The organism is Allobosea robiniae (assembly GCF_900102525.1).
GTDB classification, from domain to species: Bacteria; Pseudomonadota; Alphaproteobacteria; order Rhizobiales; family Beijerinckiaceae; genus Allobosea; species Allobosea robiniae.
Genome location: NZ_FNBZ01000001.1, coordinates 39,598 through 58,535, shown reverse-complemented (window position 1 = coordinate 58,535; position 18,938 = coordinate 39,598). Strand labels below are relative to the sequence as shown.

The window sequence follows — 18,938 nt, the reverse complement described above, 5'->3', positions numbered from 1 at the left end:
TGCCGATGTTCGACCGGATGAAGCTTCAGGTGCTCGCCAATCATGCGCGCGCCGCCGCCGAGAACATGGCGCATACGCTGCATCGCACCGCCCATTCCGCCTTCGTCAAGGAGACGGAGGATTTCACGGTGATGCTGATCAGCCGGCGCGGCGACACCTTCGCCGTGCCGATGGAGCTGGGCGCGACCTGGTACCCCGGGCTGTCCTGGGCGCCGGCGCTGGCGATGGTCGACGACTACAAGCCGGGCGACGTCGCCTTCACCAACGATCCCTATTCCTGCTTCGTCGCCACCCACGCGCCCGACACCCATCTCTGGAAGCCGGTCTTCCACGAGGGCGAGATCGTCGCCTGGACCGGCGGCCACATCCACAACACCGATATGGGCGGCGCGGTGCCGGCCTCGCTCTCGCGGGCGCTGACCGAGATCCATCAGGAGGGCATCCGCTTCCCGCCGATGAAGCTCGTCAACGAAGGCGTCTTCGACGAGCAGATCCTCAGGATCATGACGACCAATGTCCGCAAGCCGGACCTCAACATCGGCGACATCAAGGCGCTGGTCGGCGCGCTCAACACCGGCGAGCGCAAGGTTCTGGCGATGATCGAGAAGTTCGGCCGCGAGGCCTTCCTCGAAGGCGTCGACGCGCTGCTCGACCATGCCGAGGCGCAGGCGCGCGAGGTGCTGCGCGGCATGCCGGACGGCACCTGGGAGTTCGCGGATTACGCCGACGAGGACTCGGTCGAGGCCAATCCCTGCCGCCTGAAGCTCAAGCTCACCATTCGCGGCGACGAGGCGGTGCTGGACTTCACCGGCTCCGATCCGCAGCTCGGCTCCTCGCTCAACGTGCCGAGCGGCGGCAATCCCCGGCATACGATCCTGCTGGTCGGGGTCTATTACGTGCTCTACACGCTGAATCCGAAGATCCTGCTCAATACCGGGCTGACGCGCCCCTTCACCTGCATTGCGCCCGAGGGAACGGTCCTGAACCCGGTCTTCCCCGCTGCGGTCGGCATGCGCTCGCTGACCTGTGCGCGGCTGCGCTCGGTGATCTTCGGGGCGTTCTCCCAGGCTGTGCCGGAACGGCTGCCGGCCGCGCCCGCCGGCAACAATTGCATCGTCAACGTGATGACCACCGACGAGCGCACCAGCCGGACCGTCATCGCCGCGGTCAACCCGGTGGTGGGCGGCGGCGGCGGCATGCCCCATCGCGACGGCACCAACGGCTCCGGCGCAGATGCCGCCTATCTCAAGAACACGCCGATCGAGATCACCGAGACCGAGACGCCGGTGGAATTCGTCAAATACGGGCTGGCGCAGGACAGCGGCGGCGCCGGGCGCTGGCGCGGTGGCCTTGCCACCGAAATGGCGTTCCGCGTCTTCGCGCCCGACAGCCGCATCACCGCCCGCAACCGGGACCGCAGCTTCTTCCGGCCTTGGGGCGTGCTGGGCGGAAAGGCGGCGGGCCTCTCCGACATGGTGGTCAATCCGGGGCAGCCGGAAGCGCGGCGGCTCGGCAATATCGATACCGCCGTCCTCCAGCCCGGCGACGTGCTGGAAATCCGCTCGGCCGGCGGCGGTGGCCGGGGGCACCCGTTCGACCGCGAGGCCTGGCGCGTCGCGGAAGATGTCGTGCGTGGCTATGTTTCGCCGGAAGCGGCGGAGCGGGATTACGGCGTCGTCATGCAAGGCGAAGTCCTGGACGAGGAAGCGACGAAGGCAAGGCGCGCCGACCGCTCGCCGGTATCCGGCCATTTCCACTTCGGCCCGGAGCGCGAGGGCTACGAGGCGCAATGGACGCCCGGCGCCTATGACAGGCTGACGGCGATCCTCGCCGGCCTGCCGACCCATTGGCGCTTCTTCGCCAAGACCGAGATCTTCCGCCGCATGACCGGCAGGGTCGGTGCCCAGGGTGTGGATGAGGCCTTTGCCGCAGCCAGGGTTCGGTTTCCCGAGATGCCGCAGCCTCGGCTATCCTATGCCGAGGCGGCGGAATAAGCATGGCTGCAGGAGAGGCGATGGGGCGGCTGGTTCGGCTGACGGAAACGGATCGCGCGCCGCTGCGCTTTGTCCTCGATGGCGCCGAGCATCGCGCCTTGGCGGGCGACACCGTACTCAGCGCGGTGCTCTCGGTTGCGCCCGCTTTGCGCCGCTCGGAGTTCGGCCCGGAGGCTCGCGCCGGCTTCTGCCTGATGGGCGCCTGCCAGGATTGCTGGATCTGGCAGGAGGATGGGTCGCGGCTGCGGGCCTGCTCGACGCCTCTGGTTGAAGGCATGCGCCTCCTGTCCGACATTCCCGGCGATTGGCCATGAGCGGTCCCGACGAACTGCGCGTGGTCGTCGTCGGCGCGGGACCTGCCGGCATCCGCGCCGCCGAGACATTGGTCGCCGCAGGCCTGAAGCCCGTTGTCATCGACGAGGGCGAGCGGGCGGGCGGCCAAATCTATCGCAGGCCGCCGCAAGGTTTCACGCGCCCGCCCGAGACCCTCTACGGCTCGGAGACCGCGAAGGCGGTCGCCCTGCACGAGACCTTCGACGCCATGGCGGCGACAGGCCGCCTCGCTCATCATCCACGCAGCTCCGTCGTCGCCATCGCGGACGGGCGGTTGCAGGTGCTCGACGGGGCGGGTTCGCGCTGGATCGCCTATGATCGGCTGATCCTCGCGACCGGAGCGATGGATCGCGTCATGCCCGTGCCGGGCTGGCAGAATGCGGGCGTCTACGGGCTCGGCGCGATGCAGATCGCCTTGAAGGCGCAAGGGGCGGCGCTGGGGCGGCGCCTCGTGCTGGCGGGGTCGGGGCCGCTCTTGACCCTGCTCGCGGTGCAGTTGCTGAAGGCCGGAGCAGAGATCGCGGCGGTGCTGGACACGGCGCCCATGCGCCGGCAGTTGCGCGGCTTTCCCGGTCTGTCGGCGAGGCCGCTCTTTGCCTTGCGCGGGTTGATGATGCGCCGGCGCCTTGCCGGGCTCTACCATGCCGGTGTCCAACTGGAGCGTATCGAGGCCGATGAGCGTGGCCCGGTTGCCTTGCTCTGGCGCGACCCCCGTGGCCGGGAGCAGCGCACGGCCTGCGATGCGGTCGGCCTGGGCTGGCATCTGCGGGCGGAGACCCGCCTCGCGGACCTGGCGGGCTGCGATTTCGCCTATGACGAAACCTGGCGGCAATGGCTGCCGAAGGCCGATGCGGTCGGCCGGGCGGTACCGGGCGTCTATCTCGCCGGTGACGGCCTCCGGATTCTCGGCGCCGACGGGGCTGAGGTCGCCGGACGCCTGGCCGCCGCGGCATGCTTGCAGGACCTCGGCTTGCCGGCACCGGACATGGCGGGCGACAGGCGCCGTCTCGCGCGATTGAGCCGCTTTGCGCGCGGCGTCGCCGAGGCCTTTCCCTGGCCGGCCGAGGCGGCGGCGGGATTGCCTGATGAGACGGTGATCTGCCGGTGCGAAGGCGTGACGGCCGGCGAATTGCGCAAGACCGTCGATTTCGGCGGCGGCGAGGTCAATCGCGCGAAATCGCTGGGGCGTGTCGGCATGGGGCGCTGCCAGGGACGCTATTGCGAGATCGCCGCGGCGGAGATCGTCGCCGGCAGCGCGGGCCATGGTTGTGTCGCAGCGGCGGGCCGGCTGCGCGGTCAGGCCCCGGTGAGGCCGGTTCCGGTCGCAGCCTTGCTTCAGGATGCGGTTGTCGAGGGGTAGAGCGGCGTATTCAGGCGTTGCCGGGCCGGCCGAGGTCCCGGCAGGCGGCACGCAGGCAATCGCGCATCAATTCATGGCTGGCCGAGAGCGGCCGGTCATTGCTGGTCAGGATCGCGATCGGCACCTCGATCCGGGGCTCGAACGGCCGCGTCACGACGCCGTTGAACTGCTCCCAGGGCAGGAGGCTGTCGACGATGGCGATGCCCAGCCCGTCGCGCACATAGGGCAGGGCCGTGATCGACAGATCGATCTCGATCGCCGGTGCATAGGCGAAGTCCTCGGCTTCGGCCGAGGCTGCCAGCAGCCGGCCCGGCAAGGTGTCGGCGCGATAGGAGATTAGGGTCTCGTCGCTGATATCGGCGAAACGGACGCAGTCCAGCCCCGCCAGCCGATGCTCGGCCGAGACGACGCAGACCAGCGTGGCGCGCCCCACCGTCTCGGCATGGATGCCGGCATGAGGCAGGTTGTTCATGGCGATGCCGAGCGACACCTCGCCATTGCGCAGCATTTCGACGATGGCCGTCTGCGAGGCGATCAGCGAGCGCACCACGATCTCGGGATGCTCCTCCCTGAAGGCAGTCAGGGCGCGGGGCACGATCGACATGGAGGGCGGCGCTGAGGCGGCGAGCCGGACGAGGCCGGTGCGGCCGTGCCGCATGTCGATCGTCCGGCGCCGGAGCGCATCGAGCTCGCCGAAGATGTGCTCGGCCTGGGAGTAGAGCTCCTCGGCCTCCTGCGTCGGCACCAGCCGGCCGCGCACGCGGTTGAACAGCTTGAAGCCGAGCTGGTCCTCGGCATGGAGCAGGATCTGGCTCAGGGCCGGCTGCGAGATGTTCAGCATCGCGGCCGCGCCGGTCACCGTGCCGCAGCGCATCAGCGTGCAGAAGACTTCGAGTTGGCGCGCCCGCATCTGTCGTCCCATCAACGGCGATAGCGCAGACATCGCCGCCGTCGACGCGGATGTCCAGTCTCAACCGCCGCTGGGCTGGCCTCCCGGGTTATCGCTGGTCCCAGCGATCGCGCATTTCGTAGAAGAGCACGGCGAGCGGCAGGAACCATGGCTTGCCGTAATAGAGCGGCCGGCTGCTGAAGGGCAGGTCGGCATAGGCGCTGGGCGCATCCGTGCTGCCGAGCATGCGCTGCGCGATCTTGTGGCCGAACCAGCTCGCCCGCGCGATGCCGGTGCCATTGTAGCCGCAGGCGTAGAAGATGCCCTCCTGCTCGCCGAGATGGGGCAGCTTGTCGAAGGTGAAGCCGGTCTGGCCGTGCCAGTAATGCGTGATCGGCGTCCGTTCCAGCTCGGGGAAGACCTGCAGCATCTGCTTGCGCAGATGGGTAGCATTGGCATGGCCGACATTCTCGCCGGTCACCTTGAGCACGCGCCCGCCGAAGAGAATCCGGGTCCCGTCGGGCGAGGGGCGGTAATAGGTCACGACGCGCTGGCTGCCCGCCAGCATGCGCCGCTTCGGCATGAGGCGATCCATCACCTCGGCCGGTAGCTGTCCGGTCGCGATCAGCGCGCTGCGGATCGGAATGATCCGCCGCTGCAGGAAGGGCAGGAGCGCTCCGGTATAGCCGTTGGTCGCGACCAGGAGTTGCTTCGCCGTGATCGTCCGCCCGCCGACGGAGAGGCCGAACCCACCGGCCTGCGATGCGATGGCCGTGACGCGGGCACCGCCGATGATCTGCACGCCGAGGCGGCGTGCGGCCTCGGCAAGGCCGGCGACATAGCGGGCCGGGTGCAGGCCGGCATAGCCGGGCATGGCAAGGCCGCCATGATAGAGCTCGGTTCCGATCTCGCCCAGCTGCTCGGCCCGCGGGACCAGATAGGCATCGCAGGGCATGACCTGCCGGATGCGGTCGAGATTGCGCCCCATCGCGTCGTAGAGGCGCGGCGTCATCGCGCCCCGGAAATAGCCGACCACCGCAAGGTCGCAGGCGATGGCTTCGCGGGCCACCACATCCTTGACGTGCTGCAAGGCGAGGAAGCTTTCCTCGACGATGGCACGCGCCTTGTCCGGCCCATAGGCCATCGCGGTGTCGAAGGTGGCCCAGCCCGGGCCGAGCATGCCGCCATTGCGGGAGGAGGCGCCCCAGCCGGGAGCTTCCGCATCCAGAACGGTGACCTGCTTGCCGGCCCGGGCCAGCGTCAGCGCGGCGTTGAGCCCGGTGAAGCCGGCCCCCACGATCACGACTTCGCTCTGCGCCGGCAGTTCGGTCGCTGCCGGGGCTGCCGGTTTCGCAGCATCCCACCAAAAGGGTGTGTCGACCGCATCATCGCTGAAGAACGGGCCGGTCAGGCGAGCCATGCGTATGTCCTCACGAAGGCAGGATGCGCCGCAGGAAATCCTGCGTACGCGGGTTCTGCGGACGGCTTAGAACTTCGTCGGGCGGCCCTTCTTCGACGAGGACGCCACCATCGAGGAACAGCACGCGGTCGGCGACCTCGCGGGCAAAGCCCATCTCATGGGTGACGACGACCATCGTCATGCCTTCGTCGGCGAGCGACCGCATGACGGCGAGGACCTCGCCGACGAGCTCCGGATCGAGCGCCGATGTCGGCTCGTCGAACAGGATCGCGTCGGGCTTCATGCCGAGCGCACGCGCGATCGCGACGCGCTGCTGCTGGCCACCGGAGAGCTGGGCGGGATAGGCGTCGATCTTGGCGCCGAGCCCGACACGGGTGAGCAGATCCCGCGAGCGCTTCAGCACCTCCTCGCGCGGCTCCTTCTTCACGAAGATCGGGCCTTCCGCGACATTTTCCAGTGCTGTCCGGTGTGGAAACAGGTTGAAGCGCTGGAACACCATGGCGACGCGGGTCCGCAACTGCCGGATGGCGGAGGATCCTGTGTCGACCCGTTGCCCGTGTACCGCGATCGAGCCGCCCTGATAGGTCTCTAGGCCGTTGATGCAGCGCAGGAGGGTCGACTTGCCGGAACCGGACGGTCCGATGATGCAGACCACCTCGCCCTTCTCGACCGAGAAGGAGACATCGTGGATGACCTCGACCGTGCCGAAGGATTTTCTGATATTGCGCAGTTCGATGATGCTCATCGGGCCTGCCTCAGGCGGCGTTCGAGCCAGCCGTTGAAGGCGGTGAGCGGCAGGCTCATCGCGAGGTAGATCAGGGCGACCATCGTGAAGATCGTGGTGTTCTCGAAGGTGGAGGATGCCAGCAGCTTGCCCTGCAGAGAAAGCTCCGCGACGGTGATCGTCGAGGCGAGCGAGGAATCCTTGAGCAGCATGACCATGGTGCTGCCATAGGGCGGCAGCGCCACGCGGATCGCCTGGGGCAGCACGACGCGCCGCATCAGCAGGCCCCAGCCCATGCCGATCGAAAGCGCTGCTTCCGTCTGGCCGCGGTCGATCGCCTCGATGCCGGAGCGGAAGACTTCGGCCATATAGGGCGAATAGGCGATGCCGAGGCCGATGATGGCGGCCTGGACGGCCGTCAGCGACAGGCCGAGATCCGGCAGCACGAAATAGATGTAGAAGAGGGTGACGATACCCGGGATGCCGCGCACGATGACGATGATCGTGCGCGCCGTCCAGGCGAGCGGCGCGATGCCGCTCACCCGCATGAAGGCCCAGACCAGGCCCAGCGCCGTCGCGAGGACGAAGGCGCCGAGCGTGACCAGCAGCGTGAGGTAGACACCCTGCATCAGGATCGGCAGGTATGTCGGAACCTGGCTGAGAAAATGCGTCATGACTGGATGGATGGCGCGCTCAGAGACCCCACTTTTTCAGGATCGTCTCGAAGCGGCCGTCCTTCTTCATGTTCGCGAGGCTGGTGTTGATCTTCCCCAGCAGCTCGGCATTGCCCTGCTTGACGGCGATGTTGATCGGTCCCGGCACCGAGGGCTTGTAGGACTTGACCAGCCGCAGTTGCGGGAAGCGCCCCTGCGCAAGGTTGTAGGCCAGGATCGGATAGTCGCCGATGCCGGCATCGAGCCGGCCGTTGGAGACGTCGCGCAGGATGTCGGGCAGGCTGTCATAGGCACCGACCTCGGCTGGCGCGCCCGAGGCCTTGAGGGCGTCGATATAGCGTGTGCCGATCTGGCCGCCGACCTTCTTGCCCTTGAGATCCGCGAAGCCGGCATAATCCTTGGAGTCGTCCGACTTGACCACGAGACCCTCGCCATAAGCGTAGACGTCCTCGCTGAAGTCGACGACCTTGGCGCGCTCCGGCGAGCCGTACATGGCGGCGGAAATGATATCGATCTTGCCGGAGGTCAGCGAGGCGATCAGGGTCGAGAACTGCATCGGCTGGATCTCGACCTTGAAACCGGCGTCCTTGCCGATCTCCTCGATCACGTCGACCATCATCCCCTGGATGGTGTTCGTCTTGGCGTCGAGGAAGGTGAACGGCGTGCCCGTCGGTGTCGAACCGACCTTGTAGACCGTCTGTGCCTGGGCGGTCGCCGCGGCGGCCATCATGGCGAGCGCCGCGACCGTTGTCCTGAACCCGATCATCCCATTCCCCTTTTTGCTTCGAATTCGCTCGTCTTTCCGAACCGGCCCATGCAGCATCCGTGCCCGGCGCAGCGAGCGAAAAGACGGATTTTTTCCGGGCCCATAAGCCGGGCTTATGCGGTCCGGGCGTGTATCGTTCCGCCGGTCTAGAACTCCGCCACCTTGCCGAAGGCCGAGCCCTCCAGTCGCTCCGGCCGATAGGGCGCCGGATCGACGATCGGCTTCGCACCGGTCACGATATCCGCGATCATGTGGCCGGCGCCGGGACCGATGCCGAAGCCGTGGCCGCTGAACCCGGCTGCGAGGATGAAGCCCGGCAGGCCCGTGAGCTCTCCGATGGCCGGCACGCCGTCCGGCGTCGAGTCGATATAGCCAGCCCAGCGCGCCGCGACCGGCACGGCCTTCAGGGCGGGCAGCAGACGCTGCGCCCGCTTATGGGTTTCGGCGATCTGGCGCGGATCGGGCCTCGGATCGAGGATGCGGTTGGCCTCCATCGGCGTCGGCGCATCGAGCTTCCAGCGCGCAAGCGTCTCATGGCCGGCCTTCCAGCCGTCCAGCCCACCGATGGCCAGGTTGCGCCAGCGCCGCAGGAACATCGGCACGAACTGGCGGGCGAAGCGCAATTGCTGCGGCGTCGGGTCGACGCGGGCCCCGCCGCTGATCGCCAGCGTGTAGCCGCCATCGCTGCGCCGGGTCACCGAGACCGCCGCCGTATGCAGAGCGTCCGGGAGGCCGGTCGCGCCGGGCGCGACCGATAGAATCGACGATCTGACAGAGGATTGCGGGAAGCGGATGCCATATTGGTTGAGGAACGAGGACGCCCAGGCACCGCCAGCGTGGATCACGGTCGCGGTGCGGATCGTGCCCTTCTCCGTCACGACGCCCGAGACGCGCCCGCCCGCCGTCTCGATGCCGCGCGCCGCGCAGAACTGATGCACGGTCCCGCCGGCCTTGAGGATGCCGCGCGCGATCACCGGTGCGGCCCGGGCAGGGTCGGCCGTGCCATCCGTCGGCGAGAACACGCCGCCCTTCCAGCGCTTCCCGGTCGCGCTGCCGCGGTTCGCGGCTTCCTCCGGCGAGAGCATGTTGGTGACGACACCCTCGCCGCGGGCGAAATCGCGCCATTTCGCCCAACTGGCGAGCTGTGCGTCGTCATCGCTCAGATAGAGCAGGCCACAGCGACGGAAGCCGAGATCTTGTCCGATCTCCCCGGCGAAGCGATCCCAGAGTGTCAGGCTTTCGGTCGCCATCGGCAGTTCGCGCGCGTCGCGGTTCTGCTGCCGGCACCAGCCCCAGTTGCGGCTCGACTGCTCGGCGCCGATCCGGCCCTTCTCGATGAGCGCGACCTTCACGCCGCGCCGTGCGAGATAATAGGCGGCGCAGGTGCCGACGATGCCGCCACCGATGACGACGACATCAGCACTCTCGGGCAAAGCGGGGCTGGTTTCGATCTCGAACAGTGGCGCCGGCATCACGGTCTCCTTGCCAGGAGACTAGCCGGCGGCGAAACTGTCCGTGCACCGCAGATCGCGCCGGCACGGCATTTCCTTCGCTTTGATCGCCCGATTTCGCGATGAATATCGGGCAAGCCCCCTGCGCGCCTGTTTTTTAAGTGCGGCATTATCTGCTGCCGGATTGCCGCATGTGCCGGTTTGCGGCATGGTCCGTCGAAGAGCCGGCGGGCGCGCCGCCCCGGCAGCGCCAAGCCCGACGAGGCCCGCATGAAGCTTGACCAGATCGATATCAAGATCCTCTACGAGCTGCAGAAGAACGGCCGGATCACCAATGTCGAGCTGGCCGAGCTGGTGAACCTGTCGCCGAGCCCCTGCCTGATGCGCGTCAAGAAGCTGCAGCAGGACGGCTACATCACCGGCTATTCCGCCCGCATCAACGTCGGCAAGCTCGGCCAGACCCTGACCGTCTTCACCGAGGTGACGCTGAAGAACCACCGGCAGATCGACTTCGCCCGCTTCCTGGCCGCCATCGAGAAGCTCGATCAGGTGATCGAATGCCATCTGGTCTCGGGCGGTTACGACTATCTCGTGAAGTTCGTCACCAGCGGCATCATCGAATACCAGACCCTGATGGAGCGGCTGATCGACCTCGATATCGGCATCGACAAGTATTTCAGCTTCGTCGTGCTGAAATCGCCGATCGTGAAGCCGCATATGCCGTTGACCAGCCTGTTTCCGGTCACGGCCACGGTCGCGACCTGAGACGGCCTCAGCGTTTCGCGAAGGCCGCGACGAGTTCCGGGTCGCGTTCGAGCTTGTCGAGCCAGGCCGGGTCGAGCTTGGGCACGGACGACATCAGCAGGCGCGAATAGGGGTGGCCGGTGGTGCTGCCGACCTGGTCCGCAGGCAGCTGCTCGACCTTCACGCCACGATACATGACCGCGACCTCGTCGCAGATCGCCTGCACCGTCGTGAGGTCGTGGCTGATGAAGAGATAGGACAGGCCGAGCTCGCGCTGCAGGTCCTTCAGCAGTTCGATGATGGCGGCGGCGACCACCGTGTCGAGCGCGGAGGTGATCTCGTCGCAGAGAATCAGCTCGGGGTCCGCGGCGAGCGCGCGGGCCAGGTTCACGCGCTGCTTCTGCCCGCCCGACAATTCGCTCGGCAGCCGGTGCTTCAGGGCGCGGGGCAGATGCACCAGCTCGAGCAGCCGGTCGATGCGCGCGTCGCGGGCGGCGCCACGCAGGCCGTGGTAGAAGGTGAGGGGCCGGCCGAGGATATCCTCGATCGGCTTGGCCGGATTGAGCGCCGTATCGGCCGACTGGAACACGATCTGGAGCTTGCGCAATTCATCGGCGCTCCGGTCCTGCGCCCGCGGCGCCATCGGCTTGCCGTCGAAGGAGATCGTTCCGGAGGAGGGCGGGATGATGCCGGCGATCGATCGCGCGAGCGTGGACTTGCCGCAGCCGGATTCGCCGATGATGCCGAGATTGCGCCCGCGTTCCAGCTTGAAGCTGACCTTGTCGACCGCCAGGATCAGCGGCGTTCCGTCAGCGCGCGGCTTGCCGTAGCCGGCACTGATGGACGCAAGCTCCAGGACGGGCCGTGGCGCCGTGCCGTTGGGGCTTGCGACTTGCACGGGCACGCGCCCGGGCGGAGCGAAGGCTGCGAGCAATTCCTGGGTATAGGGATGTTTCGGCGCCGAGAGGATCTGGGCCGTGGCGCCGATTTCCTGGATGACGCCGCCCTTCAGCACGACGATGCGGTCGGCGATCTGGGCGACGACCGCCAGGTCGTGCGAGACGTAGACGCCGGCCATCCGGCCCTGGCGCATCACGGATTTGAAGGCGCGCAGAACCTCGATCTGCGTGGTGACGTCGAGCGCGGTCGTCGGCTCGTCGAAGATCACCACCTTCGGGTCGCCGATCAGGGCCATGGCCGCGGACAGGCGCTGGAGCTGGCCGCCGGACACCTGGTGCGGGTAGCGGGTGCCGATCGTCTCCGGCGAAGGCAGGGACAGCGCGCGGAACAGGTCCACCGCCTTGGCTTCGGCTTCGGCGCGGGGCATCAGTTCGTGGATGCGGGTGATCTCGATCACCTGGTCCATGATCCGCTGCGCCGGATTGAAGGCGGCGGCCGCGCTCTGCGGCACATAGGAGACCGTGACGCCGCGGATTTTCGCCCGATCCTTCTCGGGCAGGTTGGCCATATCGCGCCCGTCGACGCTGACGGTGCCGCCGGCAATACGGCAGCCGGTCCGCGTATAGCCGAGCAGGGTCAACGCGATCGTGGTCTTGCCCGAGCCGCTCTCGCCGATCAGCGCGACGATCTCGCCCGGCGCGATCTCGAAGCTCAGGCCCTTGATGATCTCGACGCGCCGGCCGGCATCGGTGGTCGCCTCGACCTTGAGGTCCCGGATTTCCACGAGAGGGCTCATCATTCGCTCCGGTCGCGGATTTTCTGCGGCAGGTTGTCGATCAGCAGGTTGACCGCGATCGTCAGGCTGGCGATGGCGAAGGAGGGGGCCATCACGGCCGGCGCACCGAAGGGCAGGCCGCCGATATTCTCGCGTACCAGCGAGCCCCAGTCGGCCTCCGGCGGCTGTACGCCGAGCCCGAGGAAGGACAGGCCGGACAAGAGCAGCACGATGAAGACGAAGCGCAAGCCGACATCGGCGAGTACCGGCCCGATGATGTTGGGGAGGATCTCCGCGCGGATCAGGTAGCTCAGCTTCTCGCCGCGGATGCGCGCCACGGTGACGAAATCCGTGGTGTTGACGTTGACCGCGAGCGCCCGCGCGAAGCGATAGGAGCCCGGCGTGTAGATGATGCCGAGGATCAGCATCAGGACGGGGATCGAGGAACCGACGCCGGCAACGGCAACGAGAGCGAACAGCTTGCTGGGAATCGAGCTGAGCGCATCGATGAAGCGGCTCAGCACCGTGTCGAACCAGCCGCCGCTGACGGCAGCGGCCATGCCGAGCGTGACGCCGATCGAGCAGGCGATCAGCGTCGCCGCCAGCGAGATGCCAACGGTGTAGCGCGCGCCGAACAGGATGCGCGAGAGCATGTCGCGGCCGAGATAGTCCGTCCCAAGCGGGAACTGCAGGCTCATCGGGCCGAAATAGTCGGTGTCGACGATGTCGCTGATGCCGTAGGGCGTCACGTAGGGCGCAAGGATCGCGATCGCAGCCCAGGCAAGGATGATGACGAGGCTGATCCAGCCCGTGAGGTTGAACCGATATCCCGCCCGGCGCGGCTTGAAGATCGTGGTGGTGGCGTCGGTTGCCATGGTCAGCGCAATTTCGGGTTCGACAAGATGGCGATGACGTCCGCCGTCGTGATCAGCAGCAGGTAGACGACGCAGAAGATCATGGCGCAGCTCTGGATCAGCGGCAGGTCCCGCGTGGCCACGGCATCGACCATCAGCTTGGCGATGCCGGGATAGTTGAAGATCGTCTCGACGATGATGACGCCGCCGAGCAGATAGGAGAGCGACAGCGCCACCGCGTTGACGATCGGGCCGAGCGCGTTGGGCAGCGCATGGCGCAGCACGACCCGCGTGCGGGAGGCGCCCTTGAGCTGCGCCATCTCGACATAGGGCGTGTCGAGGGTTTCGACGACGGCGGCACGCGACATCCGGATCATCTGCGCGGAGATGACGAAGCTCAGCGTGAACACCGGCATCGCATAGATGCGCAGCATCTCGCCGAAGGAGTGGACGTCACGCGCGAAGGACAGCGCCGGCAGCCATTTCAGCCAGACGGCGAAGATCAGCACGCCCGCCGTGGCGATCATGAATTCCGGCACCGAGATCACCGTGATCGTCGCCATCGTGACCGAGCGATCATAGAGCGTGCCGCGCAGCATGGCGGAGGTGATCCCGAGCGCAAGCGCGATCGGCACCGAGAAGAGGGCGGTCGCGGCCGCGAGCTGGAGCGAATTGCCGAGCCGCCCGGCGATGAGCTCCGCGATCGGCCGGTTATTGGCGTAGGATATGCCGAGATCGCCGGTCAGCATTCCACCGAGCCAGCGGAAGAAGCGTATGATGGCCGGGTCGTTGAGATGCATCGCCGTGCGAAGGCCAGCCACGGCCTCCGGCGTCGCCGCCTGGCCGAGCAGCACCTCCGCCACGTCGCCGGGCAGGATCTGGGTGGCGCAGAACACCACGAACGAGACGATCAGCAGCGTCAGCAGCGCGACGAGCAGCCGTCCGCCCAGCAGGGACAACAGGTGAAGGTTCATCGACGCTCCCGCAGCTGACACCTCCAGGTGGAGTGTGACACGAAAAGGGGGCCGGGCGCACGCGCCCGGCCCGCAGGAGAAAAAGGGCTTTAGCCTTCGAGCCAGACGTACTCGGCGAAGGCGTAGCCCATCATCCCGCCGAGCGGGTTCGGGAGCAGGCCCTTGAGCTTGTTCGAGATGGCATCGACATTCGAGATGTAGACCGGGATCGCGGTGCCGGCCTCGTCGGCGACCATCACCTGCATCTCGCCGTAGATCTGCTTGCGCTTGGCCTCGTCGAGCGAGCCGCGCGCCTCCAGCAGCATCTTGTCGAACTTCTCGGACTTGTACTGGCTCTCGTTCCACGGCGCGGTGGAGGCGTAGAGCAGCGAGAACAGGATGTCCGGCGTCGGCCGCGGGTTGATGTTGCCGAAATGGACCGGGGCCTTCAGCCAGTAGTTCGACCAGTAGCCATCCGAGGGAACGCGCTGGATGTCGAACTTCATGCCGATCGCATTGCCGGCCTGCTGGACGAGCACGGCCATGTCGACCGACGAGCCGGCGGCGTCCGAGGCGACGATCGGGATCGACTGGCCGAGCACGCCGGCCTTCTGGAACAGCGACTTGGCCCGCTCGGGATCGAACGCCTTCGGCTTCAAATCCTTGTTGTGATAGACGTTCATCGGCGGAACGGGCTGGTCGTTGGCGATCTCGGCCAGGCCGCGCAAAGCCGATTTCTGGATCTGCTCGCGGTTGAGCAGGTATTTCATGCCGGCCACGAAATCCGCCTTGTTGCCGGGCGCCATGTCCAGCCGCATGTTGAGGTTCGTGTAGTTGCCGGTCGTGGTCTTCGACAAGACGACGTTCGGCTGGCTCTCGACCAGGCGCATCGAGCGCGGATTGATCGCGGCGGCCATATGGATATCGCCGGAGAGCAGCGCGTTGACGCGCGCCGTGTCGTCGGTGATCGCGAAGAACTCGAAGGAATCGAGGTTCGCCCCGCCGGACTTGAAGTAGTTCTTGTTCCGGGCGGCGATCGAGCGCACGCCGGGCTCGAAGCTTTCGCAGGTGAAGGCACCGGTGCCGTTCGCCTTGGCAAAATTCGTGGTCCCGTCGGCGATGATCATGAAGTGGTGTGTCGACAGGATGGTCGGCAGGTCGCCGTTCGGCGCCGCGAGCGTGATCTCGACGGTCAGCGGGTCGACCGCCTTGAACTCGGTCATCTGCTTGGCGAGCGAGTTCGACTTCGAGCCGACGGCGGGGTCGAGATGGCGCTTCAGCGAGTAGATGACGTCGGCCGAGGTCAGCGGCTTGCCGTCATGGAAGGTGACGCCCTTCTTGAGCGTGACGGTCCAGACCTTGGCGTCCTTGGTCTCGAACTTGTCGGCGAGCTCCATCTGCAGCTTGCCGTCGCCGTCCAGGAAGGTCAGGCGGTTGTAGAAGGCGCAGCAGCGGACATAGTCCGTCGACAGCGAGGCCTTGGCGGGGTCGAGCGTGTCGGCGGTCGAGGACGACCAGCCGGCCGCCTTCAGGTTGCCGCCCTTGACCGGCGTGGCGGCGAGCGCGGAGGTGGCGCGCGCCAGCACGAGGCTGCTGGCGGAAGCGGCAAGGCCGCCGGCCATTAGCATCTGCAGGAGGTCGCGGCGGCTGGCGCCGCGGCGGATCGCATTCTCGACGATGGCGTCGTCGGCGCTCGTCCAGCTGGAAGAAATCTTGTCGGTCATGCTCATTCCCCTCTTCTGATTTGCGCCGTTGCGCCGGCGTTGGTCTTCTTCGTTGCGGGTTCCTTCAAGCCACCAGACGGCTCTCGACGGCATCGGCGAGCGCGCCCATCGAGGTGAAGTGGAAGTCAGGCTCGGTGAAGCGTTCAGGTTCGATCGTGCCGCCATAGCCGGCTTGCGCGTGGCGCCGCTGGATCCAGCAATTGGTCAGGCCGAGCTTCCGGGAGATTCCGATGTCGTGATACTGGCTCTGCGCGACATGCAGGATCTGCTCGCGCGAGCCGCCCTCCTTCTCGACGAAGGCGAAGACCTGCTCGAAGAAGGCCGGGTCCGGCTTCTCGGTGCCGGTGTCGTCGACGGTGAAGCCGGCATGGAACGGGTTGCCGAGGGCCCGGGAGAAGTGCTCGAAAGCCCAACGCTGGGCATTTGTCATCGCGATCAGCTTGTAGCGCTTCGCCAGCCGGGCGAGGGCATCAGTGCTGTCCGGGAACGGGCGCCAGTCCTTGACGGCGTCCCGCAGGCGCTGCGCATGGCTCTCGCCTGCCGGCAGGCCGAGCTTCGGCGCGATCACGCCGTAGACCCGGACGAGATCGTCGGGGAAGTGCTGGACATCCGGCATATAGCGGGCGGCGCGGTAGAGGTTCAGTGCCTCCTCGCCGTCGAAGGGAACCCCGGCCTCGCGGGCGATGGCTTCGAGGCTGCCGACAAGGCCGCCCTCGAAATCGATCAGCGTGCCCACGACGTCGAAGGTCATGTAGCGGAAGTCGCCGAAACCCTTAGCCATCGCTTCTCCGCTTCTCCCGCTTTTGCGTGCGGGGATCCGTGATCGTCGGCGAGCGCGGTCGCGTCGCCTCGGGGTTGCTCGGTCGCTGGTCGCGACGGTTGCGTTCTGTTCCCCGGCCGCTCTGCGCCGGCCGTGAATGAGTTTCCCACCGCTGGCTCGCCGGATTCACCGAATGTCGAAAACCGGGCGGCACAAAATTCCGAATTCGCGGAGTTCGCGGAATATCGGCTGTTGCGGAAGCGGGCGCGAGGAGAAGCTGCGTCCGCTCCCGATGACGTGATGGACCTGGCGGTCACGCCATCGCGGCGCGCACATCCGGGTCGGCCAGCGTCTCGTCGAGCGTCGCACGGGTCCGTTCGACGATCGCGTCGATCTCGCTGTCGGTGCAGCACAGCGGCGGCGCGTAGCCCAGCACACCGTTGCCGAAGGCCCGGATCACCAGACCCTTGTCCCAGGCGCGGTCGAAGATGCGCTGGGCCGGCGCGGAAGTGGCCGGCAGCGGCGTCTTCCTCGCCTTGTCGGTCACGAGTTCGACGGCGGCCAGCATGCCGCGGCCGCGCACCTCGCCGACGAGGGGATGATCGCCGAGGCTTGCCAGCCCGGCCATCAGGCGCGCGCCGGCCTTGCGGCCATTGTCGAGCAGGCCGTTGTCGTAAAGGCGCAGCACCTCGAGGCCGACTGCGGCGCTGACCGGATGAGCCGAGTAGGTGTAGCCATGGCCCACCGCCGCCGCGCCCGCTCCGTCCGCGATGACCGCGTAGACCTTCTGCGACATCAGCACGGCGCCCATCGGCACATAGCCGGAGGTCAGTCCCTTCGCGACGGTCATCAGGTCGGGAACGATGTCCTCGTCCTCGCAGGCGAAGAGCGGGCCGGTGCGCCCGAAGCCGGTGATGACCTCGTCGGCGACGAAGAGGATGTCGAGCTCGCGGCAGAGCTCGCGCATCGCCTTGACCCAGCCGGGCGGCGGAACGAGCACGCCGCCGGAGCCCTGGATCGGCTCGCAATAGAAGGCTGCGACCCGCTCGGCGCCGCCCACGGCCTCGACCTTGGCCCTGAGCGCCGCCAGCGACGCGGCGATGACGGCGTCCGGCGTAGAGCCCGCCGGGTTGCGGTAGGTGTAATGCGACGGAATTTTATGCTGCCAGTCATAGGGCACGCCGAAGCCGGCATGGAAGACGGGCAGGGCGGTGAGGCCGGCGCCAACGGTCGACGAACCGTGATAGCCCTGTTCGATCGAGATGAACTGGTCCTTCTGCGGCTTGCCGCGCGCCTGCTGATAGTAGCGGATGAAGCGGACCGTGCTGTCGATGGCGTCCGAGCCGCCGAGCGTGAAGTAGACGCGGTTGAGATCGCCCGGCGAACGCTCGGCGAGCTCGGCCGCCAGCCGGATCGCGGGCTCGGAGCCGAGGCCGAAATAGCCCGTCGCATAGGCCAGCTCGCGCATCTGGTTCGCAGCCGCCTCGACGATGCTGTCATGCCCGTAGCCGGCGTTCACGCACCACAGCCCGGCGAATCCGTCGATGAGCTGCTTGCCGGAGGCATCCGTGATGGTCGCGCCTTTCGCCGAGCGCAGCACGCGAACCCCGGCCTTCTCATGGCCGCGATAGGAGGCGACCGGATGAATCCAGTGTTCGCGATCGAGTTCGATCAGGGAATTGCTCAACATGGCGGTTCTCCAGCTTATCCGAGCGCCTGACTGGCGAGAGCGAAGGGTTTCGCGGGCCCGATCGGCTGTCGGCTTGCCGCGTTGCGGCGCATGGCGATGCCGCCGCCGACATGCGCGAGGCCGCACGCGGCGAGCCAGGGGGAGAGCCCGGCGGGCAAGGGCGTGTCGACCCGCAGGAAGGTGCCGGCCCGGGCATTGATCAGGAACGACAGAATGGCTTGCGCCTGCGTTTCGGTCTCCGCGATCACGGGGCCGATCACCTCGCCGCGCCCGAACGGGCGCAAGGCTCCGAAGCCGGTGATGCGGTCTCCTTCGCGCAGGATCGCGACCTGCGCGGTCTCGGCAAGGAGGTGGAGCAGGGTGCGGCGATCGAATCCGAGCGCCTGGCGGTCGAGGGCGGCAATAGTGGCGAAATCCTCGGCACGCGCCCATGCGATGCCGCGCATCGGGACCGGGATCGCTGTCCCCTCGCGGAGATGCCCCTGATGCTGGCGGATCTCATCAGCCGCGCGGAAACCTAGCTTCTCGTAGAGGGGCAGGCCGTCTGCAGTCGCCGTGAGGCAGCATTCCCGCTCGCCGCAAGCCTGCAAGGCAGCATCCATCAGCCGGCGGCCGAGTCCGCGGCCGCGCATCGTTGCAGCCACGATCACCATGGCGATCCTGGCGGATTCGTCGGCAAACGGGGTCATCATGGCGGTGCCGACCACGACCTCGCCCTGGAGCATGACGAAGCCATTGCTGAGCGCGAGCAGCATCGCCCAGTCCTCGCGCCGGTGAGGCCAGCCCGCTTCGCGCGAGAGCTGAAGGGCGCCGTCGAGATGGCGTTCCTCGAACGCGACGAGATCGATCGTTTCCTGGTCCATGCTGCTTCGCTTCGTATCCGTTGCATCATGGATAAGCCGCATGCCGGCGCAGTTCCTCCCGAGG

At 67.2% G+C, this 18,938-nt stretch carries 17 protein-coding genes; 4 read left to right on the top strand and 13 right to left on the bottom strand.

What is annotated here, in order from left to right:
* Nucleotides 1-5: 5 nt before the first annotated feature.
* The 3 genes from BLQ70_RS00260 to BLQ70_RS00250 are packed head-to-tail and all read left to right on the top strand — an operon-like array spanning nt 6 to nt 3,687.
* A complete protein-coding gene (locus tag BLQ70_RS00260; RefSeq protein WP_091856111.1) occupies nt 6-1,994 on the top strand; it encodes a hydantoinase B/oxoprolinase family protein in 1,989 nt (662 codons plus the stop codon).
* A gap of 2 nt (nt 1,995-1,996) precedes the next feature.
* Nucleotides 1,997-2,308: a (2Fe-2S)-binding protein gene (locus BLQ70_RS00255; protein WP_091855359.1), complete on the top strand. Its 312-nt coding sequence runs from the start codon at nt 1,997-1,999 to the stop codon at nt 2,306-2,308.
* Complete coding sequence (locus BLQ70_RS00250) at nt 2,305-3,687, top strand: FAD/NAD(P)-dependent oxidoreductase (RefSeq protein ID WP_091855358.1); 1,383 nt, start codon at nt 2,305-2,307, stop codon at nt 3,685-3,687. Before BLQ70_RS00255 ends, BLQ70_RS00250 begins: the two co-directional genes overlap by 4 nt.
* A gap of 10 nt (nt 3,688-3,697) precedes the next feature.
* Here the strand turns inward: BLQ70_RS00250 and BLQ70_RS00245 are convergent, their stop codons facing one another.
* The 6 genes from BLQ70_RS00245 to BLQ70_RS00220 all read right to left on the bottom strand — a co-directional run bounded on the left by BLQ70_RS00245 (nt 3,698) and on the right by BLQ70_RS00220 (nt 9,632).
* Nucleotides 3,698-4,597: a LysR family transcriptional regulator gene (locus BLQ70_RS00245; protein ID WP_091855357.1), complete on the bottom strand. Its 900-nt coding sequence runs from the start codon at nt 4,595-4,597 to the stop codon at nt 3,698-3,700.
* Between the two features lie 88 nt (nt 4,598-4,685).
* Nucleotides 4,686-5,996 carry an NAD(P)/FAD-dependent oxidoreductase gene (locus tag BLQ70_RS00240; RefSeq protein WP_091855356.1) on the bottom strand — a complete coding sequence of 437 codons (1,311 nt, stop codon included), beginning with the start codon at nt 5,994-5,996 and terminating at the stop codon, nt 4,686-4,688.
* A gap of 10 nt (nt 5,997-6,006) precedes the next feature.
* Complete coding sequence (locus BLQ70_RS00235) at nt 6,007-6,735, bottom strand: amino acid ABC transporter ATP-binding protein (RefSeq protein WP_061965425.1); 729 nt, start codon at nt 6,733-6,735, stop codon at nt 6,007-6,009.
* A gap of 2 nt (nt 6,736-6,737) precedes the next feature.
* Nucleotides 6,738-7,394: an amino acid ABC transporter permease gene (locus tag BLQ70_RS00230; RefSeq protein WP_061963525.1), complete on the bottom strand. Its 657-nt coding sequence runs from the start codon at nt 7,392-7,394 to the stop codon at nt 6,738-6,740.
* A 19-nt stretch (nt 7,395-7,413) separates the two neighbouring features.
* A complete protein-coding gene (locus BLQ70_RS00225; protein WP_061963523.1) occupies nt 7,414-8,160 on the bottom strand; it encodes an ABC transporter substrate-binding protein in 747 nt (248 codons plus the stop codon).
* A 146-nt stretch (nt 8,161-8,306) separates the two neighbouring features.
* Nucleotides 8,307-9,632 (bottom strand): NAD(P)/FAD-dependent oxidoreductase, encoded by a 1,326-nt coding sequence (locus BLQ70_RS00220; RefSeq protein ID WP_091855355.1) that lies wholly within the window; start codon nt 9,630-9,632, stop codon nt 8,307-8,309.
* Between the two features lie 249 nt (nt 9,633-9,881).
* On the opposite strand from BLQ70_RS00220, the gene BLQ70_RS00215 reads away from it, so the two are divergent.
* A complete protein-coding gene (locus tag BLQ70_RS00215; RefSeq protein WP_061963519.1) occupies nt 9,882-10,376 on the top strand; it encodes an Lrp/AsnC family transcriptional regulator in 495 nt (164 codons plus the stop codon).
* 7 nt (nt 10,377-10,383) lie between these two features.
* Here the strand turns inward: BLQ70_RS00215 and BLQ70_RS00210 are convergent, their stop codons facing one another.
* The 7 genes from BLQ70_RS00210 to BLQ70_RS00180 form a co-directional block, all read right to left on the bottom strand.
* Nucleotides 10,384-12,051 (bottom strand): ABC transporter ATP-binding protein, encoded by a 1,668-nt coding sequence (locus tag BLQ70_RS00210; RefSeq protein ID WP_091855354.1) that lies wholly within the window; start codon nt 12,049-12,051, stop codon nt 10,384-10,386.
* On the bottom strand, nt 12,051-12,905 hold the full coding sequence (locus BLQ70_RS00205) for an ABC transporter permease (protein ID WP_091855353.1): 855 nt from the start codon (nt 12,903-12,905) through the stop codon (nt 12,051-12,053). Before BLQ70_RS00205 ends, BLQ70_RS00210 begins: the two co-directional genes overlap by 1 nt.
* A 2-nt stretch (nt 12,906-12,907) precedes the next feature.
* Nucleotides 12,908-13,858 (bottom strand): ABC transporter permease, encoded by a 951-nt coding sequence (locus BLQ70_RS00200; protein ID WP_091855352.1) that lies wholly within the window; start codon nt 13,856-13,858, stop codon nt 12,908-12,910.
* A gap of 89 nt (nt 13,859-13,947) precedes the next feature.
* Complete coding sequence (locus tag BLQ70_RS00195; protein WP_091856110.1) at nt 13,948-15,561, bottom strand: ABC transporter substrate-binding protein; 1,614 nt, start codon at nt 15,559-15,561, stop codon at nt 13,948-13,950.
* A gap of 64 nt (nt 15,562-15,625) precedes the next feature.
* Entirely contained in the window at nt 15,626-16,342 is a 717-nt protein-coding gene (locus BLQ70_RS00190) for an HAD-IA family hydrolase (protein WP_091855351.1), read from the bottom strand.
* Between the two features lie 292 nt (nt 16,343-16,634).
* The gene (locus BLQ70_RS00185; protein ID WP_091855350.1) at nt 16,635-18,011 is read right to left on the bottom strand and encodes an aspartate aminotransferase family protein; all 1,377 of its coding nucleotides are present in this window, start codon (nt 18,009-18,011) and stop codon (nt 16,635-16,637) included.
* A 14-nt stretch (nt 18,012-18,025) separates the two neighbouring features.
* The gene (locus tag BLQ70_RS00180) at nt 18,026-18,874 is read right to left on the bottom strand and encodes a GNAT family N-acetyltransferase (RefSeq protein WP_061965421.1); all 849 of its coding nucleotides are present in this window, start codon (nt 18,872-18,874) and stop codon (nt 18,026-18,028) included.
* Between the last annotated feature and the right edge of the window lie 64 nt (nt 18,875-18,938).